The organism is Vibrio sp. Vb0888 (genome assembly GCF_033338835.1).
GTDB classification, from domain to species: domain Bacteria; phylum Pseudomonadota; class Gammaproteobacteria; order Enterobacterales; family Vibrionaceae; genus Vibrio; species Vibrio alginolyticus.
In genome coordinates, this window is the sequence record NZ_JAWOTL010000010.1 from 103132 (window position 1) to 116332 (window position 13201).

Below are 13201 nucleotides of genomic sequence, written 5' to 3' on the forward strand. Positions count from 1 at the left end.
CTAATCCGGTTAAGCCATTAATTCAACCAATTGCGCCAAGCATTCTTTATCCAGTGTCGGATGAGGCTCGACGCCCGTGACCAAAACGATATCCACGGAAGGTAGCGATGGCATATCGTCTAAGATCTTAAGATCCTCGCTAACGCTAATACTGCCCATCGCACCGATAGCCATGCCTGAACGTACAATTGCTCGTTGTGCAGAAGCCGTATTGCAACATGCCAGTAGTTGATAAGGAGTGCCACGTTTGGTTAATCCGTCTACTGCTGCCGCATGGTATTTACAGTCGGTTTGGAATAGGGCGAGAGGGAGAGGTTGGGCGTTCTCAATGTCAAAATCAGGATGAGCAATCCACACGCCTTTGTCGCTCGCTAGCCAATAACCTTCTTCACTATCCGGTGCTCTTGTCACAATAGCGGCGTCTAGCTTTCCTTCATCTAGTTTCTCTCTCAAGGTGATGCTTGGCTCACTGAAGACTTGAATTGAACATGTGGGCTCAGATTGCTGTAATACGCGGATGACTTTAGGCAAGATATTGTCGTTGTAATCCTCTGGGCAACCTAAGCGAAGAGGGCGCTTGTTTTCATAGCGCCTCACTTGTTTCAGTGCTTGATTGTGCAAGCTAACCAATTGCTCTGCGTGAGAGCGTAGTGCTAATCCCGCTTCACTTAAGACAAGATTGCGACCTTCTTTTTCAAACAAACTGACGCTGAGTTCGTCTTCTAGCTTACGCATTTGCGCACTGAATGCGGACTGGGTGCGATTGATCTGCTTGGCTGCACGAGTGAAACTTCCCGTTTCGACAAAAGCCAGAAAGCTGCGTAACGCATCGATATCCATATCTAAAACTCATCCATCGTTTTTGTTGAAGTGTTCCATCAAAACTATCCGTTAGTCCCCTTAAATACAATCAGATATTGTGAATGGGTACTCAAAACACAAACCGCATGGAGGCGTCATGAAACTGTTTATTGCTAACCAAAACTACTCAAGCTGGTCACTGCGCGCATGGCTGATCTTTTCTCAATTCAAACTGGATGTCGAAGTCACCAAGCTCAAATTATTCACGGAAGATTTTTATAAGACCTTGGAAGGTATTACACCAACCGTGAAAGTCCCTACCTTAGTGGATGATGACGCAACCGTGTGGGATTCATTAGCTATTTTGGAATACGTTAACGAGCAATACTTACAAGGCAAAGCATGGCCAAGTAAGTCTGCGGAACGGGCTAAAGCACGCGCCATCGCATCAGAAATGCATTCGGGTTTCTTTAACTTAAGAAGCGAACTCCCAATGAACATCCGCGCACGCAGAAAAGTCGATCTAACGGAGGGAGCACGTAAAGATATTGCTCGCATTGACGCTATTTGGGCAGAGCAAGCAGAACTGCATCCAAAAGGTTGGCTATTTGGAGAATGGTCGATAGCGGATGCTATGTATGCACCTGTGGTATTGCGTTTCCAAACTTACGGTATCGAGTTATCCGAAGGTGCCAAAGCTTACCAACAGAAGGTGCTAGCAAGTGAATCTTTACAGCAATGGTTGGAAGAGGCGAGCCAAGAAACGGATATCGTAGAAGAGGACGAGGCAGGGGAAGAAGTATAAGCGCATCTTGCGATCGCCTGTAGCAAGGGAAAGCATGACAAAGCACGCTTTCCTCTTCTAGGATAGTTGTAGTTTCCGGCGCGTTTAAGCTAGGTGTTCAACAATCGCTCTGCCTACGCCGTGTGCGCTCGTTGGGTTTTGACCTGTGATGACACGATCATCCACAATTACAAACTCTTGCCATGGTTGCACTTTAGAGTAGCGCGCTGCGCTGCGTGCAAGAGATTCTTCCAATAGGAATGGGATATCGTTGATGGTGCCGAAGTCGATCTCTTCTTCGCGAGTGAAACCTGTTACTGATTTAGACGCAAGCAGCTTTTCGCCATTGCTAAGCGTGATAGGAAGAAGAGCGCCCGGACCATGACAAACTGCTGCCACAATACCGCCATCTTCATAGTGTTTTGCGGAAATCTTGGCAAAATCTTCGTTGCTCGCTAGGTCTGAAAGAAGACCAAAACCACCCGGATAGAAGATCGCATCGTAGTTGTCACCGTTGATTTGTGATACTGGAATCGTGTTGTTGATGCGGTTCTGGAAATCATCATCCGCTAAGATTTTCTCGTTGACTGCGTCGCCTTCGATGTCGGTTCCGTACAGTGGTGCTTGCCCGCCTTTGATAGAGGCAATGTCGTAATCGAAGCCTGCACCTAGTAGCTCGCTAAGCGCATGAGTGAGCTCTGGCGCGTAAGTTCCGTTTGCTTGGTCAGTTTCACCAAGGGTCGCATGGTTCGTCACAATGATGAGTACTTTTTTCATGATGGTTTCCTTTTTGGCTTACGTATATTTGTTGAACACCTTCATACTAATTGCTAAACAAATAAGTGATAATATGATTAATTGGCAAAACATTATTGCTATATAGCAAAGGTAAGTATGGACAGTTTTGAAGGCATCAATGAGTTTGTTACGGTTGCTGAGAGCTTAGGGTTTTCTGCAGCGGCAAAACAGTTAGGTTGCAGTACCAGTCACGTCAGTCGCCAAGTCACAAGACTAGAAGAGCGATTAGGTGTCGCTTTGTTAGCACGTTCGACAAGAATGGTGAGTCTAACGGAAGCGGGGCAAGCGTATTATCAACAGTGTAAAGAGTTGGTGATTGGGCTTCAGCAAGCCAATGAGCAACTCACCACGCAGCAAACTCAATTGAGTGGTACGTTACGTGTGAGTGCCGCTGGTGCGTTTTCTGAGAACCATGTAGCGCCTGCCTTGATGGCGTTTGCCAAGCAACATCCTAATCTCACGGTTGAAATTAACTTCAACACCAGCATGGTCAACTTTATTGAAGATGGTTTCGATTTTGCCATTCGTTACGGCAGGTTGAGTGATTCAGGCTTGGTTGCGAGAAAGCTGGTGGATCGTCCCATGGCAGCGGCAGCCAGTCAGCGTTATCTCGATGAACATGGTTTACCAACGCACCCAGAGCAACTCAAGCGTCATAGCTGCATTATTGCCAATAAGGACGTTTGGTTGTTTGAAAAAGACGGCAAGCCTTTAGATGGCGTAAAAGTGCAGGGCAGATGGAAGAGCAATAACGCACACACGGTCTTGCAAGCCTGTGCAGAAGGATTAGGTGTGGCGTACTTACCGAAGAGTAGTTTCAACGATGCTATTTCGTCTGGTCGTTTGGTGCCAATCCTAGAGCCCTATTGGGGAAGTGGCAACAGCAGCTGGATTGTTTATCAGAATCGTCACTTTCTGCCACTACGAGCGCGATTGGCTATCGATTTTCTACTTGATCATTTTGCCGATTGGCAGGAGTAATGAGGCTCTGCCAATCGGTTTGTTTATCCATTTGTTAGATCGTCAACATACTAACGTATCTACATGTTTTGATAGCTCGGTCCACCACCGCCTTCTGGTGCTTTCCATGTGATGTTTTGTGAAGGATCTTTGATGTCACAGGTTTTGCAATGCACGCAGTTGGCGGCATTTATCTGAAACTTCAACTTACTCTCAACTTCCACCACTTCGTAAACCCCTGCTGGGCAATAGCGCTGGCTCGGCTCGTCATACATACCTAAATTCACATCAATTGGAATGTGAGGGTAAGTCAGAACAAGGTGACAAGGTTGATTCTCTTCGTGCTGTGTTCCCGACAAAAATACCGACGAAGGCTTATCAAAACTGATTTCACCATCTGGTTTTGGGTATGCAATTGGGTGGCACTCTTGTTTAGGTTTTAACTGCTCATGATCGTGCGAATAGTCCTTGATAGACCAAGGTAACGGCTTCTTAACCAGTGGTTGCCACAGGTTGTGTTCAAAAGTCGAAAGAGCACCGCCCAGTATGCTGCCAAACTTATGAATGTTCGCACCAAAGTTACGCGTTTCAGCGAGTTCGTCATACAACCATGATGATTCAAACAACGACTGGTAGTCTGGCTCAGAAGCTCCAGTTTGTCGGGCCGTATGTACCGCTTCTGCTGCAATGATTCCGGATTTCATTGCTGTGTGGCTGCCTTTAATTTTAGCAACGTTCAAAGTCCCCGCATCACAACCAATCAATAAACCGCCAGGGAATTGCTGTCTCGGCAGAGAGGAAAGTCCACCTTTCGCAATGGCTCTTGCGCCGTAAGCGATGCGCTGAGCACCTTTCAAATGTGGTTCAATAGCAGGATGGTGTTTAAAGCGTTGAAATTCGTCAAACGGGCTCAAGTAAGGATTGCTGTAATTCAAGTCGACAATAAGCCCCACGGCGATTTGGTTGTTCTCCATGTGATAGAGAAAACCGCCGCCTGTGGTATTTGTTTCACTCAAGGGCCAGCCAGCGGAGTGGATAACACTGCCAGATACATCCTTACTGTCAGTGGGCAACTCCCATACCTCTTTTAGGCCAAGCGCGTAGTGCTGTGGTTGCTTTCCTGCGTCTAGGTCGAACCTTTGAATAAGTTCTTTACCCAGATGTCCGCGACAACCTTCAGCAAAAAGGGTGTATTTTGCCCTTAGCTCGATACCTGGTTCAAAGTTAGGTTTGGCCTGGCCGTTCTTATCTAGTCCCATATCGCTCGTGTTAATGCCTGTCACGGCGCCAGTCTGATCATAATTGATGCTTGCAGCGGCAAAGCCCGGAAAAACTTCCACCCCAAGATTTTCTGCTTGGTTAGCGAGCCAACGGCAAAGGTTGGCAAGGCTAATTACGTAATTATTCTCGCCATTTATCATTGGACGCGGTGTAAGGAAGTGGGGAACGCGAATATGGTTTTGTTCAGTAGTAAGATAAAGGAAATCATCTCGTTGAACTGAGGCTGCTAGCGGGGCGTCCATTTCTTTCCAGTTGGGGAAAAGCTCATCTAAGGCACTAGTTTCAAAAACAGCGCCAGATAAAATATGTGCGCCCACTTCTGAGCCTTTTTCTACAACGCAAATTGAAAGTGCGTCACCTTCACTGTCTTGGCTGAGTTGAGCTAGCCGACAAGCGGCGCTTAAGCCTGCAGGTCCGGCCCCCACGATCACGACATCAAACTCCATGCACTCTCGTTCCATCTCTATGCTTCCTTTCTATTATCGTCATCTGCGTGACAGGTTTTTGGTTTCTATACAGAAAACTATAGCTCAGTTGACGTTAACGTGAAGTGGACTAAGCTCAAGTAATGGATCTGACGTGTTATATGAGGCATGACCATGGAAGACCGACCATTAGCAACACTTGTGCTCGCAGAGCATGACAACCAATCGTTGGCTGTAGGGACGCTGTGTGCAATTAAAGCGGCATTTGAGATTAAGGATGATGATAAATCGCTTCCTGTTTCTGTGTTGCTTATTGGTTATCAGTGCCAATCAGTTTTGGATGAGTTGAATTGTGTTCAAGGTGTTGCAGAAATTATCTGGGTTGATGCGAAGGGATATGAACATGGATTAGCGGAAAATATCGCACCTTTGATCTCACAAGTAGCCAAAAACTACTCACACATTCTTTCTCCTGCCAGTACATTTGGTAAGAATGTGATGCCTCGTGTGGCGGCGTTGCTTAATGTTGGTCAACTTTCTGACGTGATGACAATCGAGTCTATCGATACGGTGATTCGTCCAATTTATGCTGGAAATGCATTGGCGAGAGTCACGTCGAATGACCCCTATAAAGTGATGACCATAAGAAGTACGGCTTTTGATGCCGCAGAGATATCTGACACGCCAGTTGTCCCTAAGCTTACTCAAGTCGACACGGTGATTATCAATAAACTTAGTGAGTTTGTTTCGCAACAAACGCCAGAAAGTGAGCGACCAGAATTGCCAGCGGCTAGAGTAGTGGTGTCGGGTGGTCGTGCATTCGGGAGTAAAGAGAAGTTTGTTTTAGTAGAACAATTGGCTGACAAGCTAGGTGGAGCGGTAGGGGCGTCACGAGCGGCGGTCGATGCGGGCTATGTGTCTAATGACCATCAAGTCGGGCAAACCGGCAAAATTGTTGCACCGGAGTTATACATTGCCGTCGGAATTTCTGGCGCGATCCAGCATTTGGCGGGAATGAAAGATTCCAAGGTGATTGTTGCAATTAATAGCGACCCTGATGCGCCTATTTTTGACATTGCAGATTATGGATTGGTCGACGATTTGTTTGTGGTAATGCCTGAGCTGTTAGAGAAGCTGTAGATATAGTCTTGCTTCCTAAAACAAAAGGCTTCCGGACTGGAAGCCTTTATCATTTGATTTTTATAAGTTACTTTTCGCTCGGACGTTGCAGGTGCTCTGCAAGTACTTTTGTAAACCTTGCAGCTTCACCACCAGTACAAGCGCGATGATCAAACGTTACGGATAGCGGCATTGCTTTCACCGAAATTGCTTGACCATTTCTTATCACAACTCGGTCGAGTATTCGGCCCGCGCCGACAATAGCGACTTGTGGCGGTGTGACGACAGGTGTCGCGTAAATACCGGCAATCGCGCCGAAGTTGGAAAGCGTAATCGTCGCGTGTTGCAATTGCTCACGACCGATTTTTCTCTCTCTGATCCCTTCAACGGTTTGATCGAGCCAACGACGAACATCTTGTGGCTCGTATTCATCTGCGTGGCGCAAGACTGGCACGTACAATCCATGACGGCTATCTACTGCAATTCCTACATTGACCGTTGTGTGTACACAGCGTGTCATGGTTTCGGCATCAAACCAAGCGTTTAAAGCGGGCTCTTCTTGACACGCATGAACAATCGCTTGAACAAGGCGGATACTGATATCTTCGTTTGGCAGCCAATCTTCCAACAATGCTTCTTCCGTAATGGTTACGGCGGCAACATGTTCGTGCGACTCGGTCATAGACGATACCATGGTACGTCGAGCGCCTTTCAAAACTTCGGTGCCTGGACGCTGTTTTCCGGCTTCGTCGTAAATATCGGCATCTACGATAAGTCCGTTCGGGCCACTACCTGACACGAGGTTAAGATCTACCCCAAGTTTTTGTGCCAACAAGCGAGCCGAAGGCAGGGCGGTAACGAGGTTACTTTCTGTCGTGTTGTGGTTGCCACCAATCCAGAGATCATCAACGTTAACATGATGCGCTTGGTGAGAAACGCTACCGACGACGGTTGCGGCGTCAGCAGTGGCTTTTTTCTCTTCCGTTACTTCTATCCCGGCACCTGTTTCATCAATCTCTAGCAGTAATGTTCCAATATTGACGATTTCACCTTCCTCACCATGACGGCTGACCACACGGCCCGAATAGGGGGCAGGGACGTCTACCGTCGCTTTTGCTGTCTCTACGGTTAAGATCACTTGATCTAATTTAACCATGTCTCCGACATTAACGTGCCATTTGACAATTTCTGACTCAGCGAGACCTTCACCGAGATCGGGTAAATTAAACGTTTTCATTTCCAATCCTCCACGAGTTCGCGCGCTGCGGTCACAATGTCTTCTTTCTGAACCATGAAATAATCTTCGTTACGGTAATAAGGCATAATGGTGTCCATTCCAGTTACTCGTTTAGGTGGGGCTTTAAGTAAGCACATGGCGTGTTCAGCTGTTCGAGCTAATAGCTCAGATCCCACACCACAAGTTTTACTCGCTTCATGAACAACGAGTAAACGTCCAGTTTTTTCTAGTGAGCTGAAAATCGTCGCGGTATCAATTGGCTTAATACTCGCCAAATCAATCACCTCGACTTCAATTCCCTGACTAGACAAGGTTTGCGCGGCCTGAAGTGACTCTACGACGCATGCGCCCCAAGTAACGAGCGTGATATCTCGCCCCTTGCGTAAGGTGAAGCAGGTGTCGAGTGGGAGTGCTTCGCCGTTATCAACGACTTCAGATTTAACGGTGCGATATATGCGCTTCGGTTCGAAGAACATGACGGGATCATTGCTTCTAATTGCAGCGAGAAGTAAGCCGTATGCGCGTTGTGGAGAAGAAGGAATCACCACTTTAAATCCAGCAGTGTGAGCAAATAACGCTTCCACGCTTTCTGAGTGGTGTTCCGGAGCGTGGATACCGCCGCCAAATGGCGCACGGAAAACCGCGGGACAAGTGAGCCGACCGCGAGTTCTGTTACGCATTCGAGCCGCGTGGCACATTAAGTGCTCCATCGCAGGAAAAACGAAACCTTGAAACTGAAATTCGGCGACAGGTCGTAATCCTTGCGTTGCCATACCGACCGCAACCCCGCCGATTAAGGCTTCAGCGAGTGGCGTATCGATGACTCGTTTAAGACCAAACTCTTGCTTGAGTCCAACAGTGGCACGAAATACACCACCATTATCGCCCACGTCTTCACCTAATACGACAACATTGGGGTCTTGTTGCATTTCGTGGTGCAGGGCAAGGTTTACTGCTTCAACCAACGTTAGGTCAGCCATGTCTGCCTCCCTGCATTCTCATTGCCTTGTTGATGAGTTCATCTCTTTGTGCATGAAGCTCTTGAGGTAGCGATTCATACAAATAATCGAAACCGGTTTCTGGTGCTTGTGGCGGTAAGCTCAGATAGCGTTCAACAGCTAACTCTACTTGCTCTTTACAGTAATCTAGCCATTGCTGTTCTTGTTCGTCGCTCCAAGCGCCTTGATTAAGGAGATACGTTTTAAGACGTGCGATAGGTTCGTATTGCCATGCGGTTTGAACATCATCTTCTTTACGATAACGAGTCGCATCATCGGCCGTAGTGTGGTCACTCAGTCGGTAACTCACCGCTTCGATGAGTGTTGCGCCTTTCCCTTTTCTTGCTCTCTCAAGGGCGGTTTTAGTTGCATCATAAACGGCGACGACATCGTTACCATCGACAGTAATACCCGGTATACCTGCACCTTGCGCTTTTTCTGATAAGAAATCGGCGGCACATTGGAGACTACGCGGCACTGAAATTGCCCACTGGTTATTGTTTACGACGAAAACAAGTGGAATATTCCAAGTACCTGCGCAGTTTATTGACTCAAGAAAGTCCCCTTTGGATGTACCACCATCGCCGCACATGACTAGCGCAGCTTCATGGTTACCTTGAATTTTTAGCGCGGAAGCCACCCCGACAGCATGCGTACATTGCGTCGCTATGGGTACACAGTAGGGAAGGTCTCGGCTAGGAACCGGACTGCCCTCAGGAGCAAAATCACTCCCGCGCTCATCGCCCCCCCAGTATTGAAGGTTCTTTTCCATGCCAATGCCACGACACCACATCGCAGGCATATCGCGGTAGTAAGGGACAAAAACATCATCGGCTTTAAGTGCTCTGCCTACCGCAATGCCTATGGCTTCCGCGCCTAAGTGTGAGGGATAGGTCCCTAGCTTACCGGTGCGTTGCAAGGCAACTGCTTTGTTGTCGTAAGTGCGAGTTAATACCATGTCTCGGTAAAACCCGACCAATGTTTCAGTGTCAGCCCAGTTGGGTAGTTGGCCGACTAGGTCCCCACGATGGTCGATAAACCGATGCATGGGTAATGCCTGAACGTTCATCTCAAGCTCCTTTTGACGCTGCGGGTCTTTTGGACTGCAGCTATTCATACAAAACCAGAGTTTGTATGGGTACTCAAACTCTGATATCAGCGCAAAGGCCATACCTAAGGTTGCGTGTGCTTTCGATAGCGGTAGGCATCTGTTCGTCCCTTAAACTATTTGTCGATAACATCGCTGCGATTATTTCACCGCAAGATACAGAGAAAGGCTTTTCTGTATCTAACCCTCTAACTAAATCGTGGTATAGCCAGATACAATAAGTGTAAACAAATTGTTAAATTATGCTTCATTTTGACTTTCGCTCAGTAGTAAAGTTTTGCTTACACCCTAATTTTGCAGAGTAATATGCTGCTATTTTGTTGGTGGTATTTTTAAACTCGAATTTAATTACTGGTTAATGAAACATATTTGCAACAAAATTTGGCTGTAAAATTTGACAAAGTGAGTCATTATTAATGAATCAACTCAAACAGTTGCTAGATGATGAATTGCAAATTTTTGTTGTGCTCGAAGCCTCGACCTTATGAGAATGCATAACTTCTTCCCAACTGAGTGGAATCAAGGTAGGGTGACGGCATTACAAATGTATACCCTCGGCAGTCCTTGAGCTTATCCAAAGTAGGTGGTGCTCAAGTGGAAGTGATTATGGAGAAGTTATGTACCACGCTCATGTTTATTTTCCCCTAAGAGAACAAGATAAAGCGCAAGCCTTGAACGAGATCATCCGTCAAGAGCGTCAAGATGTGCTGCGTGTGTTTCCATTAGTTGGAAGGTTAGTTGGCCCACACAAGATGCCGATGTTTGAAATTCACCTAGAATCATTGAGTGAAGAGTTCTTGGCGTGGCTTGATACGATTCGAGGCGATTTTTCTGTGCTTATTCACCCAGTAAGCGAAGAAGAGTTGCTCGATCACACAGAACGCGCGATTTGGTTGGGCAGAGAGATTGGTGTATTTGAAGAAAAGTTAGAGAAATAGTTGCTCCTCTTGCCCATGCATGGCCGCTTTGAATCCTTCTCTTCTCATTGCGGTCACAGCTTCTGCTTAACGCCTCATCTTCATTGATGGGTGCGGAATCCCTCTCTTACGCTTTGCTGTAGCTATTTTTGTGCTAAACCTAAAAGTAGGCTTTCGAACTTCACACAAAGCGTGAAAATGTCGCTGTTTAGTATGCCGTTGAATGAATTTTGGTGGTAATAAAATAATAAGTCTTTGATAAATCAAATAGGTATAGCAGGGAAGTGCAGTTTACGACCCCAACGCCATTGGCAGTGGCGCCGATAATTTCTGAGGGGGAAGGGTATGTTTTCAATACTCTTGGTTATACTTGCACTCTATATATTTTGGCTGTTGTTTCGCAACGGGCCTGAGTTTGCCGGGCGTACCGCCCAAAAAAAACGTGACTGGGTTGGGCCTACCGCCAACAAAGAAGAGTGGCGAGGATTTTGTACGGATGTATTTCAGCCGTTCAGTTCTCAAACGACTTTCTACGCCATTGCTTATTTTGCCAATTACGTAGCAGCAGCGAACGCAATATCTTGGTCAACGATATACGAAGGCGATTATCCGGTCATCATAAGCCGATTTGGTAGCTACTTCATTTTAAGCACGCATGATGCACTGGTCGTAGCTGGGTTTATTGCGCTTGCTTTCTTTATCATTAATTGGCAACTTGCCATGCGCTGCTCTGGTATTCTTAGCCAGTATCTAGTGCGGATTCTTATTATTAATCAAAAGCGCTTTGTCGCGATTAGCTTGGTGTTTTGCAGCTACTTTTCGTACCTACTGACGCTTGGTATATTCTGGTTGTTCCATGATGGGTATTCAATCTGGCATGGATTAATGCTTAGCCCCGTGTTCCTGTTGTTAGCTTTACTGGTAGCGGTTGTTGTGCCATCTGCAAAAAGAGAAAGTAGTGTACCTTAGATAGGTTTTCCACGTTAAATTACACTTGATTTTGGGATAGTAATTCTTATGCCATTAAGTTAGCATTGCCAGCTTTTTAACGGTCAAAAGGCCACTAATCAGTGGGACAGTGGGAGAAACAATGTTTATCGGCTTTGACTATGGTACTGCAAACTGTTCAGTGGCTAAAATGGAATCGGGTGATCCAGTACTGCTTAATCTAGAAGGAAACAGCCCTTTTATTCCTTCCACCCTTGCTGCACCGACTCGTGAATCGGTATCCGAGCATTTATTTCGCCATCGAGATATTAAACCATTAGATCAAGTTGGTGAGCAGGTTTTACGCCGGGCAATCAATTTAAACCGAGAAGAAAGTATTGACTTAGAATCCGACGACATCGCGTTTGGTCAGGCTGCACTTAATCTCTATTTGGAAGATCCTCGCGATATCTATTATGTGAAATCGCCGAAGTCTTTTCTTGGTGCATCTGGCTTGCGTGATGTGCAATTGGCTTTCTTCGAAGACCTTGTCTGCGCGATGATGGACAATATTAAGTCTCAAGCCGAAAACGATGCGCAGCAAAGTATTACCGATGCTGTGATCGGCAGACCAATTAACTTTCATGGGCGTGGCGGTGAAACGGCTAACATTCAGGCTGAACGCATTTTGTTGCGGGCAGCGAAACGTGCGGGCTTCCAAAATGTGGAGTTTCAGTTTGAGCCTGTCGCGGCGGGCCTAGAGTATGAAGCGACACTCAGCGAAGATAAAATCATTCTAGTAGTCGATATTGGCGGTGGTACAACGGACTGTTCGTTGATCCAAATGGGACCGTCTTGGCGCGGCAAAGCAGATAGGACCGCAAGCTTGTTAGCTCACAGTGGCCAGCGTGTCGGCGGGAATGATCTTGATATCGCGCTAGCATTTAAGCAGCTCATGTTCCCTTTTGGCATGGGAAGTAAAATGGAGTCAGGCATTGTGATGCCGACTACCCAATTCTGGAACCCGATAGCAATCAATAATGTAGAAGCGCAGAGTGACTTCTATTCGCGAGAGAACCTATCAGCGTTAAAGTTGCTTCAAAAGCAGGCTCAAGAGCCAGAAAAACTTGCTCGTTTGCTAGAGGTGTATCATGAGTCTTTAGGCTACAACATTGTTCGCCGTGCCGAAGAGGCAAAAGTGGCACTTTCAGAACAAGCTTCTTACCGAACTGGCATCAACTTACTATCAGAAACGATTGAAGTTGATGTACAACGTGACGAAATGATCGAAGCGATCCAGTCGCCAAAGAATAAAATGACGGCGTTGGTGACAGAAGCGGTAGAGCAAGCTGGAGTTAAACCCGATGCTATCTTTATGACTGGAGGTTCGGCACGCTCGCCAATCTTGCGCGATGCGGTGCAAACCGTACTGCCAAGTATTCCGGTTGTCAGTGGAAACTATTTTGGCTCAGTAACTGCCGGCTTAGCTCGTTGGGCTGAGGTTTGTTTCAAGTAGAAAGAAAGCCGATTAACCGTGGGTCTTTGTTGCCAAACTTATGATTTCATTTAGGCTTGCCAAGTGATGGTTGGATAACTTTGTCGAGAGGTTGAGTTTTAAGCGGGTAGGGAACCTTTTTAGGATCTTAAGTCTTTCAAGGTCATTCTGAATAGCGAGGAACGAGCGTGATTTAGAATCTCTTGCCCGAGCACGCTGTTATGATATATGACGCCGTTTCGCCAAGCGTTATTTATCACCATTGTTCTGAAGAGTCGAGTTAGGACCTGTTGGATAATGATTTTGACTAAGCTGAGATAAAAATGCCCGCTAAATCAGCGGGCACTTTTG

The 13201-nt window shown here is 46.6% G+C and carries 13 protein-coding genes; 7 read left to right on the plus strand and 6 right to left on the minus strand.

Going from position 1 to position 13201, the window contains the following annotated elements; translation table 11 throughout:
- Nucleotides 1–9: 9 nt before the first annotated feature.
- A complete protein-coding gene (locus R7P72_RS15215; RefSeq protein WP_053303701.1) occupies nucleotides 10–840 on the minus strand; it encodes a LysR family transcriptional regulator in 831 nt (276 codons plus the stop codon).
- 118 nt (nucleotides 841–958) lie between these two features.
- Between R7P72_RS15215 and R7P72_RS15220 the strand changes: the two genes are divergently transcribed.
- Complete coding sequence (locus R7P72_RS15220) at nucleotides 959–1606, plus strand: glutathione S-transferase family protein (protein WP_213906887.1); 648 nt, start codon at nucleotides 959–961, stop codon at nucleotides 1604–1606.
- 84 nt (nucleotides 1607–1690) lie between these two features.
- On the opposite strand, the gene R7P72_RS15225 is transcribed toward R7P72_RS15220, so the two are convergent.
- Nucleotides 1691–2362, minus strand: coding sequence for a type 1 glutamine amidotransferase domain-containing protein (locus tag R7P72_RS15225; RefSeq protein WP_005388562.1), 672 nt, complete (start codon nucleotides 2360–2362; stop codon nucleotides 1691–1693).
- A 117-nt stretch (nucleotides 2363–2479) separates the two neighbouring features.
- On the opposite strand from R7P72_RS15225, the gene R7P72_RS15230 reads away from it, so the two are divergent.
- Nucleotides 2480–3364: a LysR family transcriptional regulator gene (locus tag R7P72_RS15230; protein ID WP_005388553.1), complete on the plus strand. Its 885-nt coding sequence runs from the start codon at nucleotides 2480–2482 to the stop codon at nucleotides 3362–3364.
- A 59-nt stretch (nucleotides 3365–3423) separates the two neighbouring features.
- Here the strand turns inward: R7P72_RS15230 and R7P72_RS15235 are convergent, their stop codons facing one another.
- On the minus strand, nucleotides 3424–5085 hold the full coding sequence (locus R7P72_RS15235) for an electron transfer flavoprotein-ubiquinone oxidoreductase (RefSeq protein ID WP_053307768.1): 1662 nt from the start codon (nucleotides 5083–5085) through the stop codon (nucleotides 3424–3426).
- 138 nt (nucleotides 5086–5223) lie between these two features.
- Here R7P72_RS15235 and R7P72_RS15240 point away from each other — a divergent pair, with 138 nt between their 5' ends.
- Nucleotides 5224–6189, plus strand: coding sequence for an electron transfer flavoprotein subunit alpha/FixB family protein (locus R7P72_RS15240; protein WP_136976437.1), 966 nt, complete (start codon nucleotides 5224–5226; stop codon nucleotides 6187–6189).
- A 67-nt stretch (nucleotides 6190–6256) separates the two neighbouring features.
- Here R7P72_RS15240 and R7P72_RS15245 read toward each other — a convergent pair whose 3' ends face one another.
- Genes R7P72_RS15245 through pdhA form a run of 3 tightly spaced genes read right to left on the minus strand, consistent with a single transcriptional unit; the run spans nucleotide 6257 to nucleotide 9472 of the window.
- The gene (locus tag R7P72_RS15245) at nucleotides 6257–7405 is read right to left on the minus strand and encodes a dihydrolipoamide acetyltransferase family protein (RefSeq protein ID WP_318110720.1); all 1149 of its coding nucleotides are present in this window, start codon (nucleotides 7403–7405) and stop codon (nucleotides 6257–6259) included.
- On the minus strand, nucleotides 7402–8385 hold the full coding sequence (locus tag R7P72_RS15250; RefSeq protein WP_213906884.1) for an alpha-ketoacid dehydrogenase subunit beta: 984 nt from the start codon (nucleotides 8383–8385) through the stop codon (nucleotides 7402–7404). The genes R7P72_RS15245 and R7P72_RS15250 overlap by 4 nt, the downstream gene beginning before the upstream one ends.
- Complete coding sequence (gene pdhA, locus R7P72_RS15255) at nucleotides 8378–9472, minus strand: pyruvate dehydrogenase (acetyl-transferring) E1 component subunit alpha (RefSeq protein ID WP_025998586.1); 1095 nt, start codon at nucleotides 9470–9472, stop codon at nucleotides 8378–8380. The genes R7P72_RS15250 and pdhA overlap by 8 nt, the downstream gene beginning before the upstream one ends.
- 65 nt (nucleotides 9473–9537) lie before the next feature.
- On the opposite strand from pdhA, the gene R7P72_RS15260 reads away from it, so the two are divergent.
- From R7P72_RS15260 to yegD, 4 genes are all read left to right on the plus strand, one after another.
- The gene (locus tag R7P72_RS15260; protein ID WP_152560954.1) at nucleotides 9538–9732 is read left to right on the plus strand and encodes a hypothetical protein; all 195 of its coding nucleotides are present in this window, start codon (nucleotides 9538–9540) and stop codon (nucleotides 9730–9732) included.
- Nucleotides 9733–10128: 396 nt separating this feature from the next.
- Nucleotides 10129–10449: a DOPA 4,5-dioxygenase family protein gene (locus tag R7P72_RS15265; protein WP_005375836.1), complete on the plus strand. Its 321-nt coding sequence runs from the start codon at nucleotides 10129–10131 to the stop codon at nucleotides 10447–10449.
- A 324-nt stretch (nucleotides 10450–10773) separates the two neighbouring features.
- Entirely contained in the window at nucleotides 10774–11397 is a 624-nt protein-coding gene (locus R7P72_RS15270; RefSeq protein WP_005375837.1) for a hypothetical protein, read from the plus strand.
- A 121-nt stretch (nucleotides 11398–11518) separates the two neighbouring features.
- Nucleotides 11519–12871: a molecular chaperone gene (gene yegD / locus R7P72_RS15275; RefSeq protein ID WP_005375838.1), complete on the plus strand. Its 1353-nt coding sequence runs from the start codon at nucleotides 11519–11521 to the stop codon at nucleotides 12869–12871.
- Nucleotides 12872–13201: the final 330 nt, after the last annotated feature.